Source organism: Dryocola baronae, assembly GCF_051297175.1.
GTDB lineage: Bacteria > Pseudomonadota > Gammaproteobacteria > Enterobacterales > Enterobacteriaceae > Dryocola.
The window spans coordinates 1,823,804-1,842,260 of record NZ_JBINNY010000001.1 but is presented as its reverse complement, the minus strand read 5'-3'; the positions used below and the strand labels follow the sequence as shown (position 1 = coordinate 1,842,260).

Here is an 18,457-nt window from a genome sequence, read left to right as displayed (position 1 = left end):
ATGACTCCTGAATCGGTCATGATGATGGGCACCGAGGCGATGAAGGTCGCGCTCGCCCTTGCCGCACCGCTGCTGCTGGTTGCGCTGGTCACCGGCCTTATCATCTCCATGCTACAGGCGGCGACGCAGATTAACGAAATGACGCTGTCGTTCATCCCCAAGATCCTCGCCGTGTTCGTAACCATGATCGTGGCAGGCCCGTGGATGCTTAACCTGCTGCTCGACTATATGCGCACGCTGCTCACCAATTTGCCGACGATGATTGGATGATCCACGTTGATAGCGACCAGTGGCTGAACCTGCTCAGCATGGGCTTCTGGCCCTTCCTGCGCATTTTAGCCCTGATCAGCACGGCGCCTATCCTCAGCGAAAAATCGATTTCCAAAAAGGTGAAAATTGGCCTGGCGCTGATGATTACCTGGATTGTAGCCCCTACGCTTCCGACGAGCGGGGTGACCATTTTTTCGGCCGCGGGATTCTGGCTTGCGGCGCAGCAGATTTTAATCGGCATTATGCTGGGCTTTACCATGCAGTTCGCCTTCGCCGCTATCCGTACCGCAGGCGAGCTTATTGGGCTACAAATGGGGCTGTCGTTCGCCACCTTCTTTGACCCCGGCAGCCGCCTGAACATGCCGGTGCTGGCGCGGTTTATGGATATGCTGGCGATGCTGCTGTTCCTGACCTTTAACGGCCACCTGTGGCTGATTTCGATGCTGGTCGATACCTTTCACACCCTGCCGATTGGCGGCGACCCGATAAACAGCAACGTATTTATGGCGCTGAGCCGCGCAGGCGGGCTTATCTTCCTCAACGGCCTGATGCTTGCGCTGCCGCTGATCACGCTGCTGCTTACCCTGAACATCGCGCTCGGTTTGCTTAACCGTATGGCGCCGCAGCTTTCGGTATTTGTTATCGGTTTCCCGGTCACGCTTTCGATTGGCATGATGGTCATGGCGGCGCTTATGCCGTTGATTGCTCCCTTCGCCGAACATTTATTCAGTGAGATATTTGACCTGCTCGCCGATATTATCAGCGAAATTCCCGCGCAATAATCCCTGTTTTCTCTAATGCCTCTCTGAGGATATTCCTAAAATCAAATTCAAATAACATCAACCAGGATATCTCTGACGCGGGATATATGATTTTACTTATCTCACACTTCCTAACATTTACTTTACTTTGAGAACATTCCTGGCAAATTATACATAACTTTACGGGATAGTAATCCCGCTTGAAAATACTTGCGCGTTATACACTTAGTGAGGGTTTGCTATGTCAACGATTATTATGGACTTATGCAGTTATACCCGGCTGGGGTTGACCGGCTATCTGGCGAGTCGAGGGATAAGAAAAAGACAAATTACCGACGTCGAAACCGTGGAAGAGCTGGCTCAGGCCTGCCAGTTGCAGTCTCCAAGCGTGGTGTTCATTAATGAGGACTGCTTCATACACGACCCGAGCAGCAGCCAGCGGATTAAGCAGATCATTAATCAACATCCCGGCACTTTGTTTTTAGTCTTTATGGCTATTGCCAATATACATTTTGACGAGTATCTGCTGGTAAGAAATAATCTGTTAATTAGTTCAAAATCTATAAAACCTGAGTCACTCGATGAAATTCTTGAAGAGTACCTGGCAAAGAATGCGCAATGCATAGGCCATATTAATTTACCCACGCTTTCATTGAGCCGCACGGAATCCAGCATGCTCAAAATGTGGATGTCCGGTCAGGGCACTATTCAGATATCCGATCAAATGAACATTAAAGCAAAAACGGTATCGTCACATAAGGGTAATATAAAGCGAAAGATTAAAACGCATAATAAGCAGGTGATTTATCACGTGGTGCGCTTAACCGATAACGTGACCAACGGGATATTTGTTAATTTGCGCTGAGCTTTGACGGGTGGGTAGTTGTAGAGTGGATAGTTGTAGGGTGGATAAACGAAGTGCCATCCACCTCAATAAAACAATGTCGGATGGCGCTGACGCTTATCCGACCTACTGAACCACAGCCTACGGCTACGACCTACTCTTCCAGCTGTTCGACAAAAATCCCGTCGGGATGCCCTAACTCATTAAAGAACCAAATCCCCAGCGGATAGTCTTCCAAAGACACCAGATACATGGTTCCTTCGCTGAACTCCTCAACTGCCAGCACTACGCCCGGGCGACGCGGCCCGCCATCGGTCTTTACTGTGACGCGGTCATTGATATGCATAACAAAAGCCTCCAGATTCTTTGTGCCCAGTGTAGATCAAAAACGACTCATTCGCATTGCTGCGAGGGGCGCAAGACGCATTTTCTTGAGCGTCTATACTTAAGGCTCGAGCCTTACAGGAGAACTTATCCATGAAGACCGCAAAAGAGTACAGCGAAACGGTACATCGCGAAGTGAATATCGACGTCGATGCCCTGCTGGCGGCCATCAACGAAATCAGCGAGAGCGAAGTCACGCGCGCGGGCAACGAGGAAGATCCGCATCGGGTCAGCGTTGACGGCAGGACGTGGCACACCTATACCGAGCTTGCGGAAGCCTTTGAGCTGGATATTCATGATTTTAGCGTCAGTGAAGTGAACAGGTGACGAGGGGCTTAGGAGAAAAAGCATCCCGGCCGGGGAGCCGGGATGTAAAAGCATTATTCATGCAAGAAGCATTTGAAATTCGCTACACCAGGAAATCTGATGTCGCCCACCACCTTACTGCAAATTTTTTGTAAAACAAGGATATATTCGTTGGGCGAATGATAATTATTACCGACATTCACCCTGACATTATAAGGACATTGCCACGGCTGGCGGGGCTTCGGGAAACGTTCCCATAAGGGAAAAGAGATTTCCTGGCGCTAATAATTGAGAAAAATCCTACAAGGAATCGCGATGCCGCACCTGCACGACACGCTGTTAATCGTCTCCGACCTTGACGGCACCCTTTTGGATCACAATACCTACCGCTGGGAAGCCGCCAGCGGCTGGCTCGGCGTATTCCAGAGTAAAGGGATCCCGCTGGTGTTGTGCAGCAGCAAAAGCGCCCCGGAAATCATCGAATGGCAGCGGGAGCTGGGGCTGGTTGGACAGCCGTTTATCGCCGAGAACGGCTCGGTAATCCAGCTCGACGAACGCTGGACCGACAGTGACAGCTTCCCGCGCCGCATCGTCGGCATGCGCCACGAGGAGCTGATGGATTTGCTCAACGATCTGCGAAGCCGGTACGGCTTTAAGTTCACCTGTTTTGCCGACGTCGACGACGCCACGCTCGGCGAATGGACGGGCCTGACGCGCAAGCAGGCCGCCCTCGCCCGCCTGCGGGAAGCTTCAGAAGCTTTTATCTGGCGGGACACGCCGGAAATGTTCGACGCCTTTAGCGGGCAGATAGCGGAGCGCGGTTTAATGCTGGTTCAGGGCGGGCGGTTCTGGCACGTTTCGGACAAGCAGGCCGACAAGGGCAAGGCGCTGCGCTGGCTTTATCAGCAGTACCAGCAGCGGGAAAACCGAGCCTTTACCACCATTGGCCTGGGCGACGGGCCGAACGACGCCACGCTGCTCGATAACGTGGACTTCGCGGTGGTGGTGAAAGGCTACAGCCGTAAGCCCATTATTTTGCGCAACGATAATCCCGAGCGCGTTTACCACAGCATTCACTACGGCCCGGAAGGCTGGAAAGAAGGCCTCGACCACTTTATTACCGCCGAGTAGCGTCAGTCGCGCGCGCGGACCTGGTTGCGCCCCGCTTTTTTGGCTTTATAAAGCCGCTGATCGGCGTAGGACTGCAGGCGTTCAAAGTCGTAGTCGCTGTACTCATCGGCGGTGCTGACGCCAAACGACGCGCTGATTTTTATCGTTTCGCCCTGCCTGAGCAGCAGCTCTTTGCTGCTGATGCGCGCGCGTATCCGCTCGGCGACCGAAGCCGCCTCCTGAAGCGTTGCCCCCGGCAGCACGACGCTAAACTCCTCCCCGCCGACGCGCCCCACCACGTCCTCTTTGCGCACCGCGCCGGCCAGAATAGCCGCCGCGTGGGCCAACACCTTATCGCCACTGTGGTGCCCGAAGCGGTCGTTGATGCTTTTGAAGAAATCGAGGTCAAGCTGGATGACGGAAAGCGGATCGCCCCGCTGTTCGCATTCGGCGGAGAGCCTGCGGGCGATATCGAAGAACGCGCCCCGGTTATACAGACGGGTGAGCGTGTCGTAATTGGCGCGCCATGTGAGCGTCTGCTGGAGCTTAAGCATGTTGCTGACCAGGCGGCGGATGACCATCCACGAGGCGGTCAGCATCAGGGTAAACAGCAGCCATAAAATCGTCAGCACGATGCTGATGCGCCCGAACTCGCCCTGCACGCCTTCCTGGAGCGTGTGGACTTTAATCAGCAGGCCGTCAAAATTGTTGAGCTTGGCCCAGGTTACAAAGCGGCTGTCCATGCGCAGCTCGCCCTCGTCGCCGCGCGGCGCGCGGATGACTCGATCCGCAATTTCCGCCTGCTGCGCCTGGGTGAACAGCGTGCGGCCCGGCGTTTTCTTCGACGAACTGGCGATGACGTTGAATTTGCTGTCATACAGAATCACCGTTCCGTCATCCTCATGATGCTGCGCCTCGCGCAGGAACTGGTGCATCGAATCAATGGAGAAATCCATCGCCAGCACGCCGTACCAGCGGGCGTCATGATCCACCGGGACGGCTGCGGTAATAATCTGCCCGTTGGCGCTGGTGGGGTTATAGGTATGCGTCCACTGTAATGCGCGGGTGGGGTTGTTGCGCGGGGACTGCGCGTCGAAATACCCCTGCGCCACCAGCTGATAATATAAAGAGACAATTTGCGGGTCGTAAACCGGCGGCGTGCTGCTGATAAAGAACCCGGCGCGGGAGGCGTAAAATATGCGGCGCTGCAAATCCGTGGTGCTGTCGGCAAGCGGCAGGATGTAGCTAAACTCCAGCGCGGCCTGCAGTTCGCCGTGCACCGTCTCTTCGTCGCGGACAAGCAGCGGACTGCTGTGAATGAAATCGTCGGACACGCCGCTTATCGGCAGGCTGCGCTTGATGTCCAGACGCAGCTGCCAGTAAGGCTGGGTGCGATAAAAATCAAACTCTTCCAGCGCCCGGCGTGACTTATCGGTAGAAATAGGCGACTGGAGGGCATAATGCATCGTGTTGCGGTAAAAGAGCAGGTTATCAATGCTATATTGCAGCTGCCTGTCGAGGGATGTGGCGATGTTATCGAGGCCGTTACGCTGGTTGGCAACGTAGGCATCCTCAAGCACCACGACCTCGCGCCAGGTGAGCATCGTGGAAAAGATAAAGACCGTGATAAAGCAGAGATTGACTATCCTCTGAGGCCTTTTGAAACGGTTGATAACACGCTGAAAAGCATTCCCCGTCACGTATAAAGCTCCCTGATTGCAGCTTAATGTAAGGCCTTAAATGGCTGAAAATGCCGTAAGATTTCGCCCACAGGCATAAGGCGGGTATTATGCCTATATTCGCCGTTTAACCCCCCAGGATTATTCTTAAGGGTAAATTTAAATTGAGGATTTCGCCATGACGATAATAAATTCGCACCAGGCGTTGGTCACATCGCTGTGCGAATGGATTGAAAATCATCTGGGAAGCGGTATCGCGTTACCCGAACTGGCGGCGATTTCCGGGTTTTCCGTGTGGTACATGCAGAACGTTTTTCGCGCCACGACGGGAATCGCGATTGGCCGCTATATTCGTGAACGCAAGCTCACCGAGGCGGTGCATCGCCTGCGCGAAACGGATTTGCGCGTTCTGGACATCGCCGTGGAGTTTGGCTTCAACTCCCAGTCGCAGTTCACCACGCTGTTTAAAAAATACTTCGGCATCACGCCGCAGGCTTGCCGTCTGAACCCACAGTTACCGCTGCGCCTTACCCCGCCGCTTAATCTCGTCACCAGTAACGTGGCCTAAAAAAATACCCGGTTTTGCGCCGGGTATTTTTTACCTCATCCTTGTGGCTGCCCCCTCGTTGCCGTGGGCGCCAGGTCATCCTCGCGGAAGGCCTCGCGTTGTACGCCATAACCGTCATACCAACGACACTCCACCATGCCACTGGAAAACCCGGTAACGATCATCCTTGGGCCACCATTCTTTGGCTGGACTTCATCGCTGACTACATAGACCATAACTGCCTCCTGTATCAGGGGTGAAAACTTTTACAGGTATAGTCAAAAAGCAGCATTTTTGCCCACCCGAATTTGCAAATTTATGCAAATCCTCAGTGCGCGGTTTTGCCCCGCAGGTGGTTTATTCCGTTTACGGCCAGTAAAACAATCGCGCCAACGATAAAGCCGAGCACCAGGTTTACCAGCGTCGGCGCGAGAAGATGCACCACCCCGCCCAGCTTCTCGGCCCACCCTTCAATGGCGTGGTGTAAAGCGGGAATGCCATGCACCAGGATCCCGCCGCCCACGAGGAACATGGCAAGCGTGCCGACGATAGACAGAAACTTCATCAGCCACGGCGCCATCACCAGCAGCGCCTTGCCGATGCCCTGGGCAAGACTTGAACGTTTGTCCGCCAGCCAGAAGCCCAGATCGTCAATCTTCACAATCATGCCCACGATGCCGTAAACCCCGACCGTCACCACGATCGCAATGCCGGAAAGCACCAGCACCTGATTGAGCAGCGGCGCTTCGGAGACAATGCCAAGCGTAATGGCGACGATTTCAGCCGACAGAATAAAGTCGGTGCGGATGGCGCCCTTGATTTTATCCTTTTCGTAAACCAGCGGGTCCTGCGCGGCGATGGCGTCAAGGCGCGCCTTTTTCTCTTCCGGCGTTTCCTTATGTTTGCGGGCCTGGAAGCTGTGGACGACTTTTTCCACCCCTTCAAAACACAGGAACGCGCCGCCAACCATAAGCAGCGGCGTTATGGCCCACGGCGCAAAGGCGCTAATAATCAGCGCCAGCGGCACCAAAATCAGCTTGTTAAGAAACGAGCCTTTCGCCACGCTCCACACCACCGGCAGCTCGCGGTTTGCCCGCACGCCGGACACCTGCTGCGCGTTTAGCGAGAGATCGTCACCCAGCACGCCGGCGGTTTTCTTCGCCGCCATTTTTCCCATCATCGAGATATCGTCCAGCAGCGTGGCGATATCGTCCAGAAGCGTTAATAAGCTACTACCTGCCAAAATAAGATTCCTTCTTTGTTAGTTTGCCTTTCAGTATGGAGCAAAACGCGGCGCTGGAAAATCTAACTCATCTGTCAATGGAAATTAACAAGCTAATAACAGGTAAAAGACTCGCCAGGCCGATAGTTTTGACGTTAACTATTAGCCTCGTCATAGAAAGGTCGTGAGGCAGTATGCGTGTTCGTTCGGGTCAATTATTACCGCTGATTGCAGCGCTGTTTGCGCTGTACGTTATCTGGGGTTCAACCTATTTTGCTATCGCCATCGGGGTGAAGAGCTGGCCGCCGTTTATGATGGCCGGCGTGCGCTTTATGAGCGCCGGGGTGCTGCTGCTGGCCGTGCTGATGCTTCGCGGGCACAGGCTCCCGCCTCTGCGACCGATGCTCAACGCGGCGCTGATTGGCGTGCTGCTGCTCGCCGTGGGCAACGGCTTCGTCACCGTGGCGGAACATCAGCACGTTCCGTCCGGCATCGCGGCGGTGATGGTCGCCACCGTGCCGCTGTTTACCCTGTGCTTTAGCCGCCTGTTCGGCATCCCTACGCGCAAGCTCGAGTGGCTGGGGATTGCCATTGGCCTGGCGGGAATTATCCTGCTTAACAGCGGCGGCAACCTGAGCGGCAACCCGTGGGGCGCTATTCTGATTCTTATCGGCTCGCTGAGCTGGGCGTTTGGCTCGGTCTACGGTTCGCGCATTGAGCTGCCAACCGGCCTGATGGCGGGCGCCATCGAAATGCTCGCCGCCGGGATCGTGCTTTTATGCGCCGCGGCGTTAACCGGCGAACGCCTGACGGCGATGCCGACCACGGCGGGCTTCCTGGCCGTTGGCTATCTCGCGCTGTTCGGCTCAATCATTGCCATTAGCGCCTATATGTACCTGATCCGCAACGTCGCCCCCGCCGTCGCCACCAGCTACGCCTACGTTAACCCCGTCGTAGCGGTACTGTTAGGCACCGGCTTCGCGGGGGAAAGCCTGTCGCCGGTGGAATGGCTGGCGCTGGGGGTGATTATCTTTGCGGTGGTGCTGGTGACGCTGGGGAAATATCTGCTGCCCCCAAAGCCGGTGGTGAAGCCGTGTGAGATGGAAAGATAATTAGACGACGGGTGGCGTTTGCCACCCGTCGTCATTGAGCTCGTGAATCCCGAGCGTATCAATTTGGGCATGATGCCCGCCGCTGCAAACCCACTCTTCAAGCCTTTCGCCCAGCGCTTCATCGCTAAGCTTTTCGCGCCCACGTAGCGCACACTCCCAGACCAGCAGCACACGCCAGCCTTCACCCAGCAGGCGGCGGATATCTCGCCTGTCGCGCTCTACGTTCTTGCCAATTTTCTCAAGCCAGAACTCGGTGCGCGTGGCGGGCACCTTGAACAGGTAGCAGTCGTGATGGTGCCAAAAGCAGCCGTGGGTGAAGATAATGCAGCGGTGGCTATCGATAACGAAGTCGGGGCGGCCCGCGAGCTGCTCGTCCTGCACGCGGAACTCGAATCCGCATTCGGCCAGCAGCCCCGCGAGGCGTTTTTCAATGGCCGTGTCGCGCGTGGCGATGGCGCGCATATTCTTGCTGCGCACTGCCTTACTGTGAACATCGGCCATATCTTACCCCTGGCGCTTTTTCACGGCCTGTTTGATTTTGTCTTCCAGCAGCTTTGCCACGGCGGCAAAGGCCGGGACGACAACCGAGTTTCCGAACTGACGGTAGGCCTGAGTATCCGAAACAGGGATCCTGAAGGATTTGCCCTGCACCGCTTCAAAGCCCATCAGGCGGGCGCATTCGCGCGGCGTGAGGCGACGCGGGCGGCGCAGCTGGTTGTCCGCATCATCGAAACTCTGCTCGCCCAGCGCCTTATCCCAGCCGCGATCGACGAGGATTTCCGCGCCGTCCTTAAAGTAACGCGCCGACAGCGTTCGCGCCACGCTGGCGGGATTGGTCGGGTCTACAAGACCGTAGCCGAAGCCGTTGCCCTTGGCCTGGTGCTTTTTCGCGTAATTATAGAGGTACTTCCACAGCGTCGGCGTGAGGATGTATTTGGCATCCACCGTCGGCTCAAGCAGCTCGCCAAAGGTCGGACGGCGCTGCGGGTAAAGCTTATCGAGCGCGCGCAGGGTGAAATCCTGATGCAGGTTCAAGTCGCGGCGGAAGCCCACCAGCACGATGCGTTCCCGGTGCTGCGGCAGGAAGTTTTTGCCGTCGATTATCTTCGGATCGCCCGGCCCCATGACCGCCGCATCCGCCACTTCGTAGCCCAGGCCGTCGAGGGTTTCCATAATGATGCGGAAAGTGTTGCCCTTATCGTGGCTCTTGAGGTTTTTAACGTTTTCCAGCACGAAAATAGCCGGGCGTTTGGCATCAATAATGCGGGCGACGTCGAAGAACAGCGTGCCCTGCGTTTCGCAGGCAAACCCATGGGCGCGGCCCAATGCGTTCTTTTTCGACACGCCGGCTAACGAAAACGGCTGGCACGGAAAGCCTGCGAGCAGCACGTCGTGATCGGGGAGCGTCGCCCGAATGTGCGCGGCGGCCTCTTCATCGCTGAGATCCGTGCGGTCGCTTTGCGTCACGTCGCGGATATCTTCGTTGAAATGATGCTGCTCCGGGTCACAGTACCAGTTGGCTTTATAGGTGCGCACCGCGTGTTTGTTCCATTCGCTGGTAAACACGCACTGCCCGCCGATCGCCTCAAAGCCGCTGCGGATGCCGCCGATACCGGCAAACAGATCGATAAAGCGAAACGCGTACTTACCGTGGTGCGCAGGAGGCGTTGGCAGCATGCTGTTAAGCATCTTCACTTCAACGGAGGTTAAGGCACGCGGCGCGGACTTGCGGTTAACCCAGCGGTTGAGCGATTCGCGCGTCCAGTCGCCGCTGACCTGGCGCAGATGGTGCGCCACCGTTTTCTGATCGTAGATTTCAAGAATGCGGCTGACCAGAGCGTGGTCTTCTTCCTGCTGCTGCTGCTGCTGGCGTAAAGCCTGTACGGAGAGGTGTTCTGCAATCGCGTCGAGGTCGTCCATTGAGGGCCCTTGAGGGGAAAAGAAAGTGCAACTTTATCACTGATTTGACCCAGAGAGAATGGAAAGGCCCGCACGGTGCGGGCGCGGGTCTAACGTAGCGGGGAAAACCTGGCCAGCACGCTGTCGTCGAGATCGTGGTAATCGCCTTTTAGCTCGGCGCACAGTTTCGCCATGTAGTGCACGAGAAAGTCGGCGTTGAGGCGCGCAAGCTCCCTGCCCGCTTCGGTTTGCATCGTTTCGGGCAGCTTCAGCAGTTTTTTCTGGAAGTGGTCGAGCGCGTAGGTGGCGTCGTCAAGCTCGCGGCGGCTTGCCAGCGGGTCTTCGCTATCAAACAGCGGCCGCCCCAGCGCGCCGGAAGTGTAAAACACGCGCGCAAGGCCAATCGCCCCGAGGGACTCAAGCCGGTCGGCGTCCTGTACGATCTTAGCCTCCAGCGTTTGCGGCGCTATGCCCGCGCTGAAGCTGTGCGCGCGGACGGCGTGCGCGACGGCATCAAATAGCTCATGGGGAAAATCGGGGAACTGCTGGTCAAGAATGCGCAGGGTTTCTGCCGCAGCCTGGGTCGAAGCGAGATGCCGTTCGGGATGATTTTTGGGCAGATTGACGATGTCATGAAAGTAACAGGCGGTGAGCACGACCAGGCGGTCGGCTTCTGTGCCCTCCATGATGCGCTGCGCGGTTTTCCACACGCGATGGAAATGCGCAACGTCATGGGCTTTATCATCCTGCAGCCAGTTGCGGTGCAGGTAGTGCTCAAAACGCGCTTGCCATTGGGCTATCGGCATACGTACTCCTCGATTCGTTGCTAAACCCGGTAACTAATATGAGTACAGGATCACAAAATTAGCAAGCTATCCGCGAGGAGCGCGATGCGCCGGGAACGTTATTCCCGATGAAAATCCGGTCGAGCGCGCGTAAACCACGCCACCCAGCCAAGCACGGCGGCGACCGAACCCAGCACTAAAAGCCCCAGCAGCGCGCCGAGCAGTTTGCCGCCAAACGAGCCGGAGACATCGCTGACTACCCAGAAATAACGCACCATTGCCCAGACGATGTACAGGCAAAATCCATAAAATAGCCACAGCGCTATTTTGCCACCCGGCGTACGGGTTGGCTTCGCATCCTTAACGTTCGACATAACCTTCTCTTCAGCAAATCATAATGTGTATAGCGGTAGAACCGGCTTCGGATGTGATTTTTATCACAAATTTCATGCTGCATGACAGCCAACTACATATTTTTTTGTGATGAATCAAGCTTAGAACAGACATTGATGAAAGAGTAGGCGCGTAAACGCATTTTTCCCCTGAATGAGCGAAGGGCCTCATGACGGATGCGGGCAGCCTCGCCACTAATAAACTAATTTTTAAATAATGATTCACGCTCACTTCAATTAAATTATTTTTGCCGATATGTATTGCACGAAAAAATAAATAGGATAATACTCTCTTTCGTTATTTTACCTTTATATGTGCTTCTCTCCTTCTAGCAATATCGCTTCTATATGCTTAAGTTAACTTTTCCCGGCAGGTAAAACTGCCGGTTTTTTTATTTCTAATTTTCAGCCCCCTCTGTAAAATATCACTCCAAATAATAATCATAGTTTGAAATATATCTCCTATTTATCGCATTTAGATATAATTTACAGTTAACACAATAAAAACATAGAGTTACCAATGCTCAAAATGTAACAAAACGTGTTTATTTAAATCATTGTGTTACAAATTTACATTCTAAAACAATGAACTCTTTATATAGGATAGTGCCGTTGTTGAGGATACTAACAACGTTTTATACATAAATATTATGATTAAAAGGACTAACATATGAAAAGAACAGCACTGGCACTGATTATCCCTGCTTTATTGACCATGGGCGCTGCAAACGCAGCAGAGATTTATAATAAAGACGGCAACAAACTGGATCTGTACGGTAAAGTTGATGCCCGTCATCTATTTTCTGACAATGCTGGCTCCGATGGCGACGATACCTATGTGCGCCTGGGCTTTAAAGGTGAAACCCAGATCACCAGCGATCTTTCCGGCTACGGCCAGTGGGAATACAACGTTCAGGCAGACAGCGCCGAAGGCAGCAACCAATCCTGGACTCGTTTAGGTTATGCCGGCCTGAAATTTGCTGAATACGGTTCTTTCGATTATGGCCGTAACTATGGCGTTGTGTACGACGTTGAAGCATGGACCGATATGCTGCCGGTGTTCGGTGGTGATACCTATTCCGATTCCGATCGCTTTATGACGGGTCGTGGCAACGGCATGGCAACCTACCGCAACACTGACTTCTTCGGTCTGGTTGAAGGTTGGAACTTCGCGCTGCAATACCAGGGTTCTAACGAAGGTTCAAGCGCTAACTTTGGGCAGGAAGGTAACAACAACCGTTCAGGCAGCAATGTCCGCAATGACAATGGCGACGGCTGGGGTCTTTCCTCTACCTATGATTTTGATATGGGCGTGAGCGCAGGGGCAGCATTCGCTTCTTCTGACCGCACCAATGTGCAGGAATCAGGCACTACCGCTCGCGGCGAAAAAGCCGATGTTTGGACCGTTGGTCTGAAATATGACGCAAATGACATCTACCTGGCTGCCATGTACGCTGAAGCGCGTAACATGACGCCATTCGGTAACAGCGAATCATACGTCGCCAACAAAACCCAAAACTTTGAAGTGACCGCCCAGTACCAGTTCGACTTCGGCCTGCGTCCAGAGATCTCTTACCTGCAGTCTAAAGGTAAAGGTCTGACTGAAGACTTTAACGGCAACAGCGACTGGAACAACAAAGACCTGGTTAAATACGTTTCCGTTGGCGCGAACTACTACTTCAACAAAAACTTCGCCACCTACGTTGATTACAAAATCAACCTGCTGGATGAAGACGACAAGTTCTACGCCGCAACCGGCATCGCTACCGATGACGTTGTAGGTATTGGTATGGTTTATCAGTTCTAATCTTTTAGAACTTACCGCCTAAGCCCGCGCATGCGGGCTTTTTTGTGCCCGTCCTCCGTCAACGCATAAAATAGTGGTGGCTTTGATGGAAAATCTGGCGCTATAAATAGTCCCTGCAGCGACGGCTCACTGTGACCCACGTCGTTGAAGTAAAATTCATTAAGTGCTTGAATAATGGTCGCGAGAGCAACCCCCTCCTTGTCCTTTTCAAACAATGACTTTGCGAGCAAGAAACATGATTAAGTGGCCCTGGAAAATAACTGGTTCATCCACTGTCTCTGCTTTGCCCTGGGAGCAAGCGCTAGCTATTCCCGTCCTTGCGGCATTAACGCCCGTAGAGCAGCAGAAACTTATTGGTCTTGCCGATCGTTTCCTACAGCAAAAAAGGCTGGTTCCCCTGCAGGGTTTTGAACTCGACGATCTTAAGTCCAGCCGCATCGCGCTGCTGTTTTGCCTGCCCGTGATGGAGCTTGGCTTCGAATGGCTAGACGGTTTCCACGAGGTGCTGATTTACCCCGCGCCGTTCGTGGTCGATGACGAATGGCAGGATGATTTTGGCCTGGTACACAATCAGCGCGTGGTGCAGTCCGGCCAGAGCTGGCAGCAGGGGCCGATTATTCTCAACTGGCTCGACGTGCAGGACTCCTTCGACGCCTCGGGTTTCAACCTCATTATTCACGAAGTCGCCCATAAGCTCGACATGCGCAACGGCGATCGCGCGAGCGGCGTGCCGCTGATCGGCCTGCGTGACGTGGCGGCCTGGGAACAGGATCTGCACGCCGCGATGAACAGCATTCAGGACGAAATCGATCTGGTGGGCGAAAACGCGGCCAGCATCGACGCCTACGCGGCGACGGAGCCTGCGGAATGTTTTGCGGTGCTTTCGGAGTATTTCTTCAGCGCGCCAGAGCTATTCGCCCCGCGGTTCCCTTCCCTTTACCAGCGGTTTCGCCTGTTCTACGGCCAGGACCCTCTGCAACGCCTTCGCGCGCGCGAAAACCCCCACGAACCGGACGGTAAAACGGTGCATTAATTCGGCAAATTGAATTTAATTTGCTCATTCGAATCAATACGTTATTTTTGCCATTGACTCTTTTTGGCCGCGAGGCTAATATTCGCCTCGTTCACACGATTCCTCTGTAGTTCAGTCGGTAGAACGGCGGACTGTTAATCCGTATGTCACTGGTTCGAGTCCAGTCAGAGGAGCCAAATTAGAGAAGCCCGCTTAGGAAACTAAGCGGGCTTTTTGCTTTTACGCTTCAGAAACAAAACGGGCAAGCTCTCGCCTGCCCGCCCCATCACTCAGGCAAACTGCCCGCCATGCTCCTGCTCCAGGCGGAACACTTTCACCATCTCGCGCAGATGCTGCGCCTGCTCGTTGAGCGAGGCCGCCGCCGCAACAGACTGCTCAACCAGGCAGGAGTTCTGCTGGGTGGTTGTATCAATCATGCCGATGGCGACGTTAATCTGCGAAATCCCTTCGGTCTGCTCCTGGCTCGCCTGTTTAATCTCGCTCAGAATGCCGTCCATCTCTTCGACGTTGCTCACCATGCCGTTGATCTGCTGGTTGGCGGTTTCAACCAGGTCCATCCCCTCGCGGGTTTGCAGGGTTGAGTTTTCGATCAGGCTGCGGATATCGCTCGCCGACGAGGCGCTTTTCTGCGCGAGCTGCCGCACTTCCCCGGCAACCACGGCAAAACCGCGCCCGTGCTCGCCCGCCCGCGCCGCTTCCACGGCGGCGTTAAGCGCCAGAATATTGGTCTGGAAGGCAATGGAATCGATGAGATTGATAATGTCCGACATGCGGTTAGAGGTGTCGTTGATGGTGCGCATTTTGCTGGTCACCTGCGACATCATCTGGCCGTTTTTCTTCACCACGCTTGCCGCATCGGCGGACAGGCGCGTCGCCACGTTGGTGTGATCGTAAGTGTTTTTGACCGTCGAGGTGATTTGCTCCATGGAGGCCGCCGTTTCCTCAACCGAGCTGGCCTGCTCTTCGGTGCGCGCCGCCAGATCCTGGTTGCCCGCCACAATCTGAGCCGCCGCGGTAGAGATATTCTCCGAACCGCGCTGTACCTCACGCACGATATCCTGCAGCCGCACCTTCATCGCCATCAGGGCGCCAAGCAGCACGCCGGTTTCATCGCGATGATGAGTATCGATGCTGCGGGTAAGATCGCCGTCGGCAATGGCCTGGGCAAACTCCACGGCCTGGCTCAGCGGGCGCGTAATGGATCGCACGATAAACAGGCCGATCGCCACCGCCAGCACGATGCTCACCAGCGTTATCACGATAAGCAGCGCCCGGTTGGTGTGGTAATCCCCATCCACCTGCTGCCCCGCGGCGTTCATCTGCTCGTTCTGGATTGCGATCAGCGCCTGCACCTTCGCCTTGTATTTTTCCTGCACCTGGACGGTCGTGGTCATCATTTCGTCCAGCGCCGCCGCGCGATCGTTTCGCTGCACCGCCTGTAAAATGCGGAAGCGGGAATCAAGGTACTCTTTGCGCACCGCCGCAATATCCTGCAACGCCCGTAGCGAACGATCGTCGCTCCGCGCCTTGTTGAGTTCCTCAAGCACCTGGGTGATGCGCGCGCTGATCTCGGTCATCCGCTTCTCGGACGCCTCGCGAAAGGTCCCTTTATCGTCCAGCAGCATCAGCTGTTGAATATTGACGAAATCCTGGAAATTATCGATCAGCTGGTTGGCTTTCACCGTGGTGGGATAATCGTCGTTAATAATGTGCTGCATGCCGTTATTTGCCCGGTTAAGGCTAAGCAACGAAAGGCTGGAACTGAGAACGATCAGCACAATAAAAAAGGCGAAAGCGAGGGTTAATTTGGTGCGGATTTTTACGTCATGTAAAGACATGTCTACTCCCTGGATGAAATATTCTTTTCGGCGAAGGTCATTGCCTGCCGTGTTATCGATGAGATGAACAAAAAGAAAGCGGAAATAACGGCCTTCGTAAGAACATATCGGACGTAGCGGGAGTAACTTTATGAAATTGATCGGTTTTTTATTTCAATAAACTCCATTTGATAGTTCATATCTATTAATTTGCGTAAATTGATCAGCGATTTGGGATATTAATATCATTAAAAGCCCTTATTTGCTGGCTTCAACAAAAAAACGCCCCGATAATTTCCTCACGCAATAAATACGTTAAAGAATATTACAGGGGCGTCTTACAATAGTTATTTAATATCTTGTTAACAAAATACTGCAATATCAATTACAATGCCGGCCATTAAATCTGGAAATCAATCACCACCTCATCGGATTCCAGGGCAAGGCGTTTAATCTCGTCAACCGAAAGCTCCGGGTTGCATAATTCAATAAACCGCCAGACGTAATTTCGCTGTAGCTGGCCGCGCTTAATCCCCAGCCACACGGTATTGGCATCGAACAGGTGGCGGGTATCGAGCCGCACCAGGCTGCCCTCTTCGCCGCTGGCCTGATCGGCCACCAGGCCGATGCCCAGACCCAGCTCAACGTAGGTTTTCACCACGTCCGAATCCTGCGCGCTAAGCACGACGTCCGGCGTCAGGCCACGGCGCGAAAACGCTTCATCAATACGCGAACGGCCTGTAATGCCCTGCCGATAGGTGATCAGCGGCCAGCGGCTGATATCGTCCAGGGTCAGCGGGCTGGCGTGAATAAGCGGGTGCCCTTTCGGCACCAGCAGGCTGTGATACCAGCGAAACCAAGGATAGGCGACAAGCGTCGGGTCGGTGCTCAGGCGTTCGCTGGCGATGCCGATATCCGCCGTACCGCTGTGAATAAGGGATTCGATTTCCTGGGGCGTGCCCTGAATAAGTTCAAGACGAACTTCCGGAAACAGCGCGCGAAAGGCTTTGATAACCGTCGGCAGGCTGTAGCGCGCCTGGGTGTGGGTGGTGGCGATGGTCAGCACGCCGCTGGCGTCGTTGGTAAACAGATCGGCCAGTCGCCGCACGTTGCTCGCCTCGTTGAGGATGCGTTCGGCAATTACCAATAGCGCCTTGCCCGGCTCGGTCATACCTAATAACCGTTTGCCACGGCGGATGAAAATCTCAATGCCGAGCTCTTCTTCCAGCTCGCGGATATGGCGGCTGACGCCCGACTGCGAGGTAAAAAGCATGTTGGCGACCTCGGTGAGATTGTAGTCCCGCCGCGCCGCCTCACGAATAATCTTTAGTTGCTGGAAATTCACATCGCCCCCGGGAGCATGACTGTTCTTTACACCATTGTTAAAGTCACAGCGCCCGCGGGACAAATAATAAAAACCAGCAACTTATGCTTTTTAGCAATAAGCAACGCTTAGCCTACCAGCAGCAGCTCGCGGTTCTCCAGAGCCGGGCGGGTGACCAGAGACATAAGAATATCTTTTACCGCCTGCGCCTGCGGGGTGACAGGCAGACGCGCCGACAGATTGACGGACAACGGTAAATTAAGCGACGGGCTGGCGATGCGCGCCATCCAGCCGTTTGCTGATGCCATCAGCGAGCGGGCGGCTGATTCCGGCAGCACCGTGACGCCCATTCCGCTGGCGATGGCGGCGGTCATCGTGGAAATCGACTCAATCTCGCCGATGATTTTCGCGGTCAGGCGGCGCAGCGAAAACGCCTCGTCCACACGCTTACGCACGGCGCTGTAGTCGCGCGGCAGGAACAGGTTCATTTCGGCCACCGCAGCGAGATCGACCGTCTGTCCAGGACAGTCGCGGGTGCCGACGAGAAACAGCTCCTCTTTTAACAACGGCTGGCTGATGATGCCCGCCGTAGGCGTCCGGTCGTACAGGACCGCCATGTCAAGCTGGCCGCTTAACAGCTTGTCATTCAGGGTTGAACCGCTATTTTCATGCAGATAGACCATCACGTCCGGCAGCTCCGCACGCACCGCCTGCAGCAGGGGCATGGTGATAGACGAGGCGGCGGTGCCGGGTGCCAGGCCAATGGAAACCTGGCCGCCCAGCGTCTGGCCAACGTTGCCGACCGCCAGCTGCGCCTGCTCACACTGACGTAAAATCGCCCGCGCATGGGTATAGAGAATTTTTCCCGCTTCCGTCGGGGTCACGCCGCGCTTGGTGCGGATGAGCAGCTGCTGATCCAACTCACCTTCAAGGGTTGCGACCTGCTGGCTTAATGCCGGCTGCGCGATATGCAGCACTTCAGCGGCCTGGGTCAGGCTGCCGATATCAACGATTTTTACGAAGTATTTCAGGCGTCTTAAGTTCATTTTGCCTCCTTTACGGAATGCCAGTGCCGGGCTCGGCAGTCATGTCGTAGAAAGAATTGCAAGATGCTTGCCACTTTTTCTCAATAGGCTACGCGGTGGGATAAGCGGCTGGATAATAA

Annotated in this window: 19 protein-coding genes, 1 tRNA gene and 1 pseudogene; 10 read left to right on the top strand and 11 right to left on the bottom strand. The window is 54.7% G+C overall.

What is annotated here, in order from left to right:
* The 3 genes and pseudogenes from fliQ to rcsA all read left to right on the top strand — a co-directional run bounded on the left by fliQ (nt 1) and on the right by rcsA (nt 1,896).
* The gene (gene fliQ, locus ACSPHG_RS08585) at nt 1–270 is read left to right on the top strand and encodes a flagellar biosynthesis protein FliQ (protein ID WP_121269108.1); all 270 of its coding nucleotides are present in this window, start codon (nt 1–3) and stop codon (nt 268–270) included.
* A pseudogene (fliR, locus tag ACSPHG_RS08580) lies at nt 267–1,068 on the top strand (flagellar biosynthetic protein FliR). The gene fliQ and the pseudogene fliR overlap by 4 nt, the downstream one beginning before the upstream one ends.
* Before the next feature lie 204 nt (nt 1,069–1,272).
* Entirely contained in the window at nt 1,273–1,896 is a 624-nt protein-coding gene (rcsA, locus tag ACSPHG_RS08575) for a transcriptional regulator RcsA (RefSeq protein WP_435953059.1), read from the top strand.
* Between the two features lie 133 nt (nt 1,897–2,029).
* Here the strand turns inward: rcsA and dsrB are convergent, their stop codons facing one another.
* Nucleotides 2,030–2,221, bottom strand: coding sequence for a protein DsrB (gene dsrB / locus ACSPHG_RS08570; protein ID WP_435953058.1), 192 nt, complete (start codon nt 2,219–2,221; stop codon nt 2,030–2,032).
* 131 nt (nt 2,222–2,352) lie between these two features.
* Here dsrB and yodD point away from each other — a divergent pair, with 131 nt between their 5' ends.
* Together yodD and ACSPHG_RS08560 are read left to right on the top strand one after the other, a co-directional pair.
* Nucleotides 2,353–2,586: a YodD family peroxide/acid resistance protein gene (yodD, locus tag ACSPHG_RS08565; protein ID WP_435953057.1), complete on the top strand. Its 234-nt coding sequence runs from the start codon at nt 2,353–2,355 to the stop codon at nt 2,584–2,586.
* 294 nt (nt 2,587–2,880) lie between these two features.
* The gene (locus tag ACSPHG_RS08560) at nt 2,881–3,696 is read left to right on the top strand and encodes a mannosyl-3-phosphoglycerate phosphatase-related protein (RefSeq protein ID WP_435953056.1); all 816 of its coding nucleotides are present in this window, start codon (nt 2,881–2,883) and stop codon (nt 3,694–3,696) included.
* A 2-nt stretch (nt 3,697–3,698) separates the two neighbouring features.
* Here the strand turns inward: ACSPHG_RS08560 and dgcQ are convergent, their stop codons facing one another.
* Nucleotides 3,699–5,375, bottom strand: coding sequence for a cellulose biosynthesis regulator diguanylate cyclase DgcQ (gene dgcQ, locus ACSPHG_RS08555; RefSeq protein WP_435953055.1), 1,677 nt, complete (start codon nt 5,373–5,375; stop codon nt 3,699–3,701).
* A 157-nt stretch (nt 5,376–5,532) separates the two neighbouring features.
* On the opposite strand from dgcQ, the gene ACSPHG_RS08550 reads away from it, so the two are divergent.
* Nucleotides 5,533–5,922 (top strand): helix-turn-helix domain-containing protein, encoded by a 390-nt coding sequence (locus ACSPHG_RS08550; RefSeq protein ID WP_435953054.1) that lies wholly within the window; start codon nt 5,533–5,535, stop codon nt 5,920–5,922.
* Between the two features lie 35 nt (nt 5,923–5,957).
* Here the strand turns inward: ACSPHG_RS08550 and ACSPHG_RS08545 are convergent, their stop codons facing one another.
* Nucleotides 5,958–6,137 (bottom strand): YodC family protein, encoded by a 180-nt coding sequence (locus ACSPHG_RS08545; protein WP_435953053.1) that lies wholly within the window; start codon nt 6,135–6,137, stop codon nt 5,958–5,960.
* A 92-nt stretch (nt 6,138–6,229) separates the two neighbouring features.
* Complete coding sequence (locus ACSPHG_RS08540; protein WP_435953052.1) at nt 6,230–7,144, bottom strand: DUF808 domain-containing protein; 915 nt, start codon at nt 7,142–7,144, stop codon at nt 6,230–6,232.
* Between the two features lie 173 nt (nt 7,145–7,317).
* Between ACSPHG_RS08540 and yedA the strand changes: the two genes are divergently transcribed.
* On the top strand, nt 7,318–8,235 hold the full coding sequence (gene yedA / locus ACSPHG_RS08535) for a drug/metabolite exporter YedA (protein WP_435953050.1): 918 nt from the start codon (nt 7,318–7,320) through the stop codon (nt 8,233–8,235).
* Here yedA and ACSPHG_RS08530 read toward each other — a convergent pair whose 3' ends face one another.
* The 4 genes from ACSPHG_RS08530 to drpB all read right to left on the bottom strand — a co-directional run bounded on the left by ACSPHG_RS08530 (nt 8,236) and on the right by drpB (nt 11,293).
* Nucleotides 8,236–8,736 carry a very short patch repair endonuclease gene (locus tag ACSPHG_RS08530; RefSeq protein ID WP_435953049.1) on the bottom strand — a complete coding sequence of 167 codons (501 nt, stop codon included), beginning with the start codon at nt 8,734–8,736 and terminating at the stop codon, nt 8,236–8,238. It abuts the gene before it with no gap.
* 3 nt (nt 8,737–8,739) lie between these two features.
* Nucleotides 8,740–10,155, bottom strand: a complete 1,416-nt coding sequence (locus ACSPHG_RS08525; RefSeq protein ID WP_435953048.1) for a DNA cytosine methyltransferase — start codon at nt 10,153–10,155, stop codon at nt 8,740–8,742.
* Nucleotides 10,156–10,244: 89 nt separating this feature from the next.
* Nucleotides 10,245–10,940, bottom strand: a complete 696-nt coding sequence (locus ACSPHG_RS08520) for a phosphohydrolase (RefSeq protein WP_435953047.1) — start codon at nt 10,938–10,940, stop codon at nt 10,245–10,247.
* Between the two features lie 98 nt (nt 10,941–11,038).
* Nucleotides 11,039–11,293 carry a cell division protein DrpB gene (gene drpB / locus ACSPHG_RS08515; protein ID WP_435953046.1) on the bottom strand — a complete coding sequence of 85 codons (255 nt, stop codon included), beginning with the start codon at nt 11,291–11,293 and terminating at the stop codon, nt 11,039–11,041.
* Nucleotides 11,294–11,981: 688 nt separating this feature from the next.
* Between drpB and ompC the strand changes: the two genes are divergently transcribed.
* From ompC to ACSPHG_RS08500, 3 genes are all read left to right on the top strand, one after another.
* Entirely contained in the window at nt 11,982–13,118 is a 1,137-nt protein-coding gene (gene ompC, locus ACSPHG_RS08510; RefSeq protein WP_435953045.1) for a porin OmpC, read from the top strand.
* 235 nt (nt 13,119–13,353) lie between these two features.
* Nucleotides 13,354–14,151: a DgsA anti-repressor MtfA gene (gene mtfA / locus ACSPHG_RS08505; protein WP_435953044.1), complete on the top strand. Its 798-nt coding sequence runs from the start codon at nt 13,354–13,356 to the stop codon at nt 14,149–14,151.
* A 100-nt stretch (nt 14,152–14,251) separates the two neighbouring features.
* Nucleotides 14,252–14,327: transfer RNA gene (locus ACSPHG_RS08500), tRNA-Asn, on the top strand.
* 93 nt (nt 14,328–14,420) lie between these two features.
* Here the strand turns inward: ACSPHG_RS08500 and ACSPHG_RS08495 are convergent.
* The 3 genes from ACSPHG_RS08495 to nac form a co-directional block, all read right to left on the bottom strand.
* The gene (locus ACSPHG_RS08495; RefSeq protein ID WP_435953043.1) at nt 14,421–15,989 is read right to left on the bottom strand and encodes a methyl-accepting chemotaxis protein; all 1,569 of its coding nucleotides are present in this window, start codon (nt 15,987–15,989) and stop codon (nt 14,421–14,423) included.
* A gap of 379 nt (nt 15,990–16,368) precedes the next feature.
* Complete coding sequence (gene cbl, locus ACSPHG_RS08490; protein ID WP_435953042.1) at nt 16,369–17,313, bottom strand: HTH-type transcriptional regulator Cbl; 945 nt, start codon at nt 17,311–17,313, stop codon at nt 16,369–16,371.
* Nucleotides 17,314–17,420: 107 nt separating this feature from the next.
* Nucleotides 17,421–18,338 carry a nitrogen assimilation transcriptional regulator NAC gene (gene nac / locus ACSPHG_RS08485; RefSeq protein WP_435953041.1) on the bottom strand — a complete coding sequence of 306 codons (918 nt, stop codon included), beginning with the start codon at nt 18,336–18,338 and terminating at the stop codon, nt 17,421–17,423.
* Nucleotides 18,339–18,457: the final 119 nt, after the last annotated feature.

Bases quoted from the DNA above. Each gene is read 5' to 3' on its own strand.
- fliQ (WP_121269108.1), top strand. From the start codon at position 1: ATGACTCCTGAATCGGTCATGATGATGGGCACCGAGGCGATGAAGGTC.
- rcsA (WP_435953059.1), top strand. From the start codon at position 1,273: ATGTCAACGATTATTATGGACTTATGCAGTTATACCCGGCTGGGGTTG.
- dsrB (WP_435953058.1), bottom strand. From the start codon at position 2,221: ATGCATATCAATGACCGCGTCACAGTAAAGACCGATGGCGGGCCGCGT.
- yodD (WP_435953057.1), top strand. From the start codon at position 2,353: ATGAAGACCGCAAAAGAGTACAGCGAAACGGTACATCGCGAAGTGAAT.
- ACSPHG_RS08560 (WP_435953056.1), top strand. From the start codon at position 2,881: ATGCCGCACCTGCACGACACGCTGTTAATCGTCTCCGACCTTGACGGC.
- ACSPHG_RS08550 (WP_435953054.1), top strand. From the start codon at position 5,533: ATGACGATAATAAATTCGCACCAGGCGTTGGTCACATCGCTGTGCGAA.
- ACSPHG_RS08545 (WP_435953053.1), bottom strand. From the start codon at position 6,137: ATGGTCTATGTAGTCAGCGATGAAGTCCAGCCAAAGAATGGTGGCCCA.
- yedA (WP_435953050.1), top strand. From the start codon at position 7,318: ATGCGTGTTCGTTCGGGTCAATTATTACCGCTGATTGCAGCGCTGTTT.
- ACSPHG_RS08530 (WP_435953049.1), bottom strand. From the start codon at position 8,736: ATGGCCGATGTTCACAGTAAGGCAGTGCGCAGCAAGAATATGCGCGCC.
- ACSPHG_RS08525 (WP_435953048.1), bottom strand. From the start codon at position 10,155: ATGGACGACCTCGACGCGATTGCAGAACACCTCTCCGTACAGGCTTTA.
- ACSPHG_RS08520 (WP_435953047.1), bottom strand. From the start codon at position 10,940: ATGCCGATAGCCCAATGGCAAGCGCGTTTTGAGCACTACCTGCACCGC.
- drpB (WP_435953046.1), bottom strand. From the start codon at position 11,293: ATGTCGAACGTTAAGGATGCGAAGCCAACCCGTACGCCGGGTGGCAAA.
- ompC (WP_435953045.1), top strand. From the start codon at position 11,982: ATGAAAAGAACAGCACTGGCACTGATTATCCCTGCTTTATTGACCATG.
- mtfA (WP_435953044.1), top strand. From the start codon at position 13,354: ATGATTAAGTGGCCCTGGAAAATAACTGGTTCATCCACTGTCTCTGCT.
- ACSPHG_RS08495 (WP_435953043.1), bottom strand. From the start codon at position 15,989: ATGTCTTTACATGACGTAAAAATCCGCACCAAATTAACCCTCGCTTTC.
- nac (WP_435953041.1), bottom strand. From the start codon at position 18,338: ATGAACTTAAGACGCCTGAAATACTTCGTAAAAATCGTTGATATCGGC.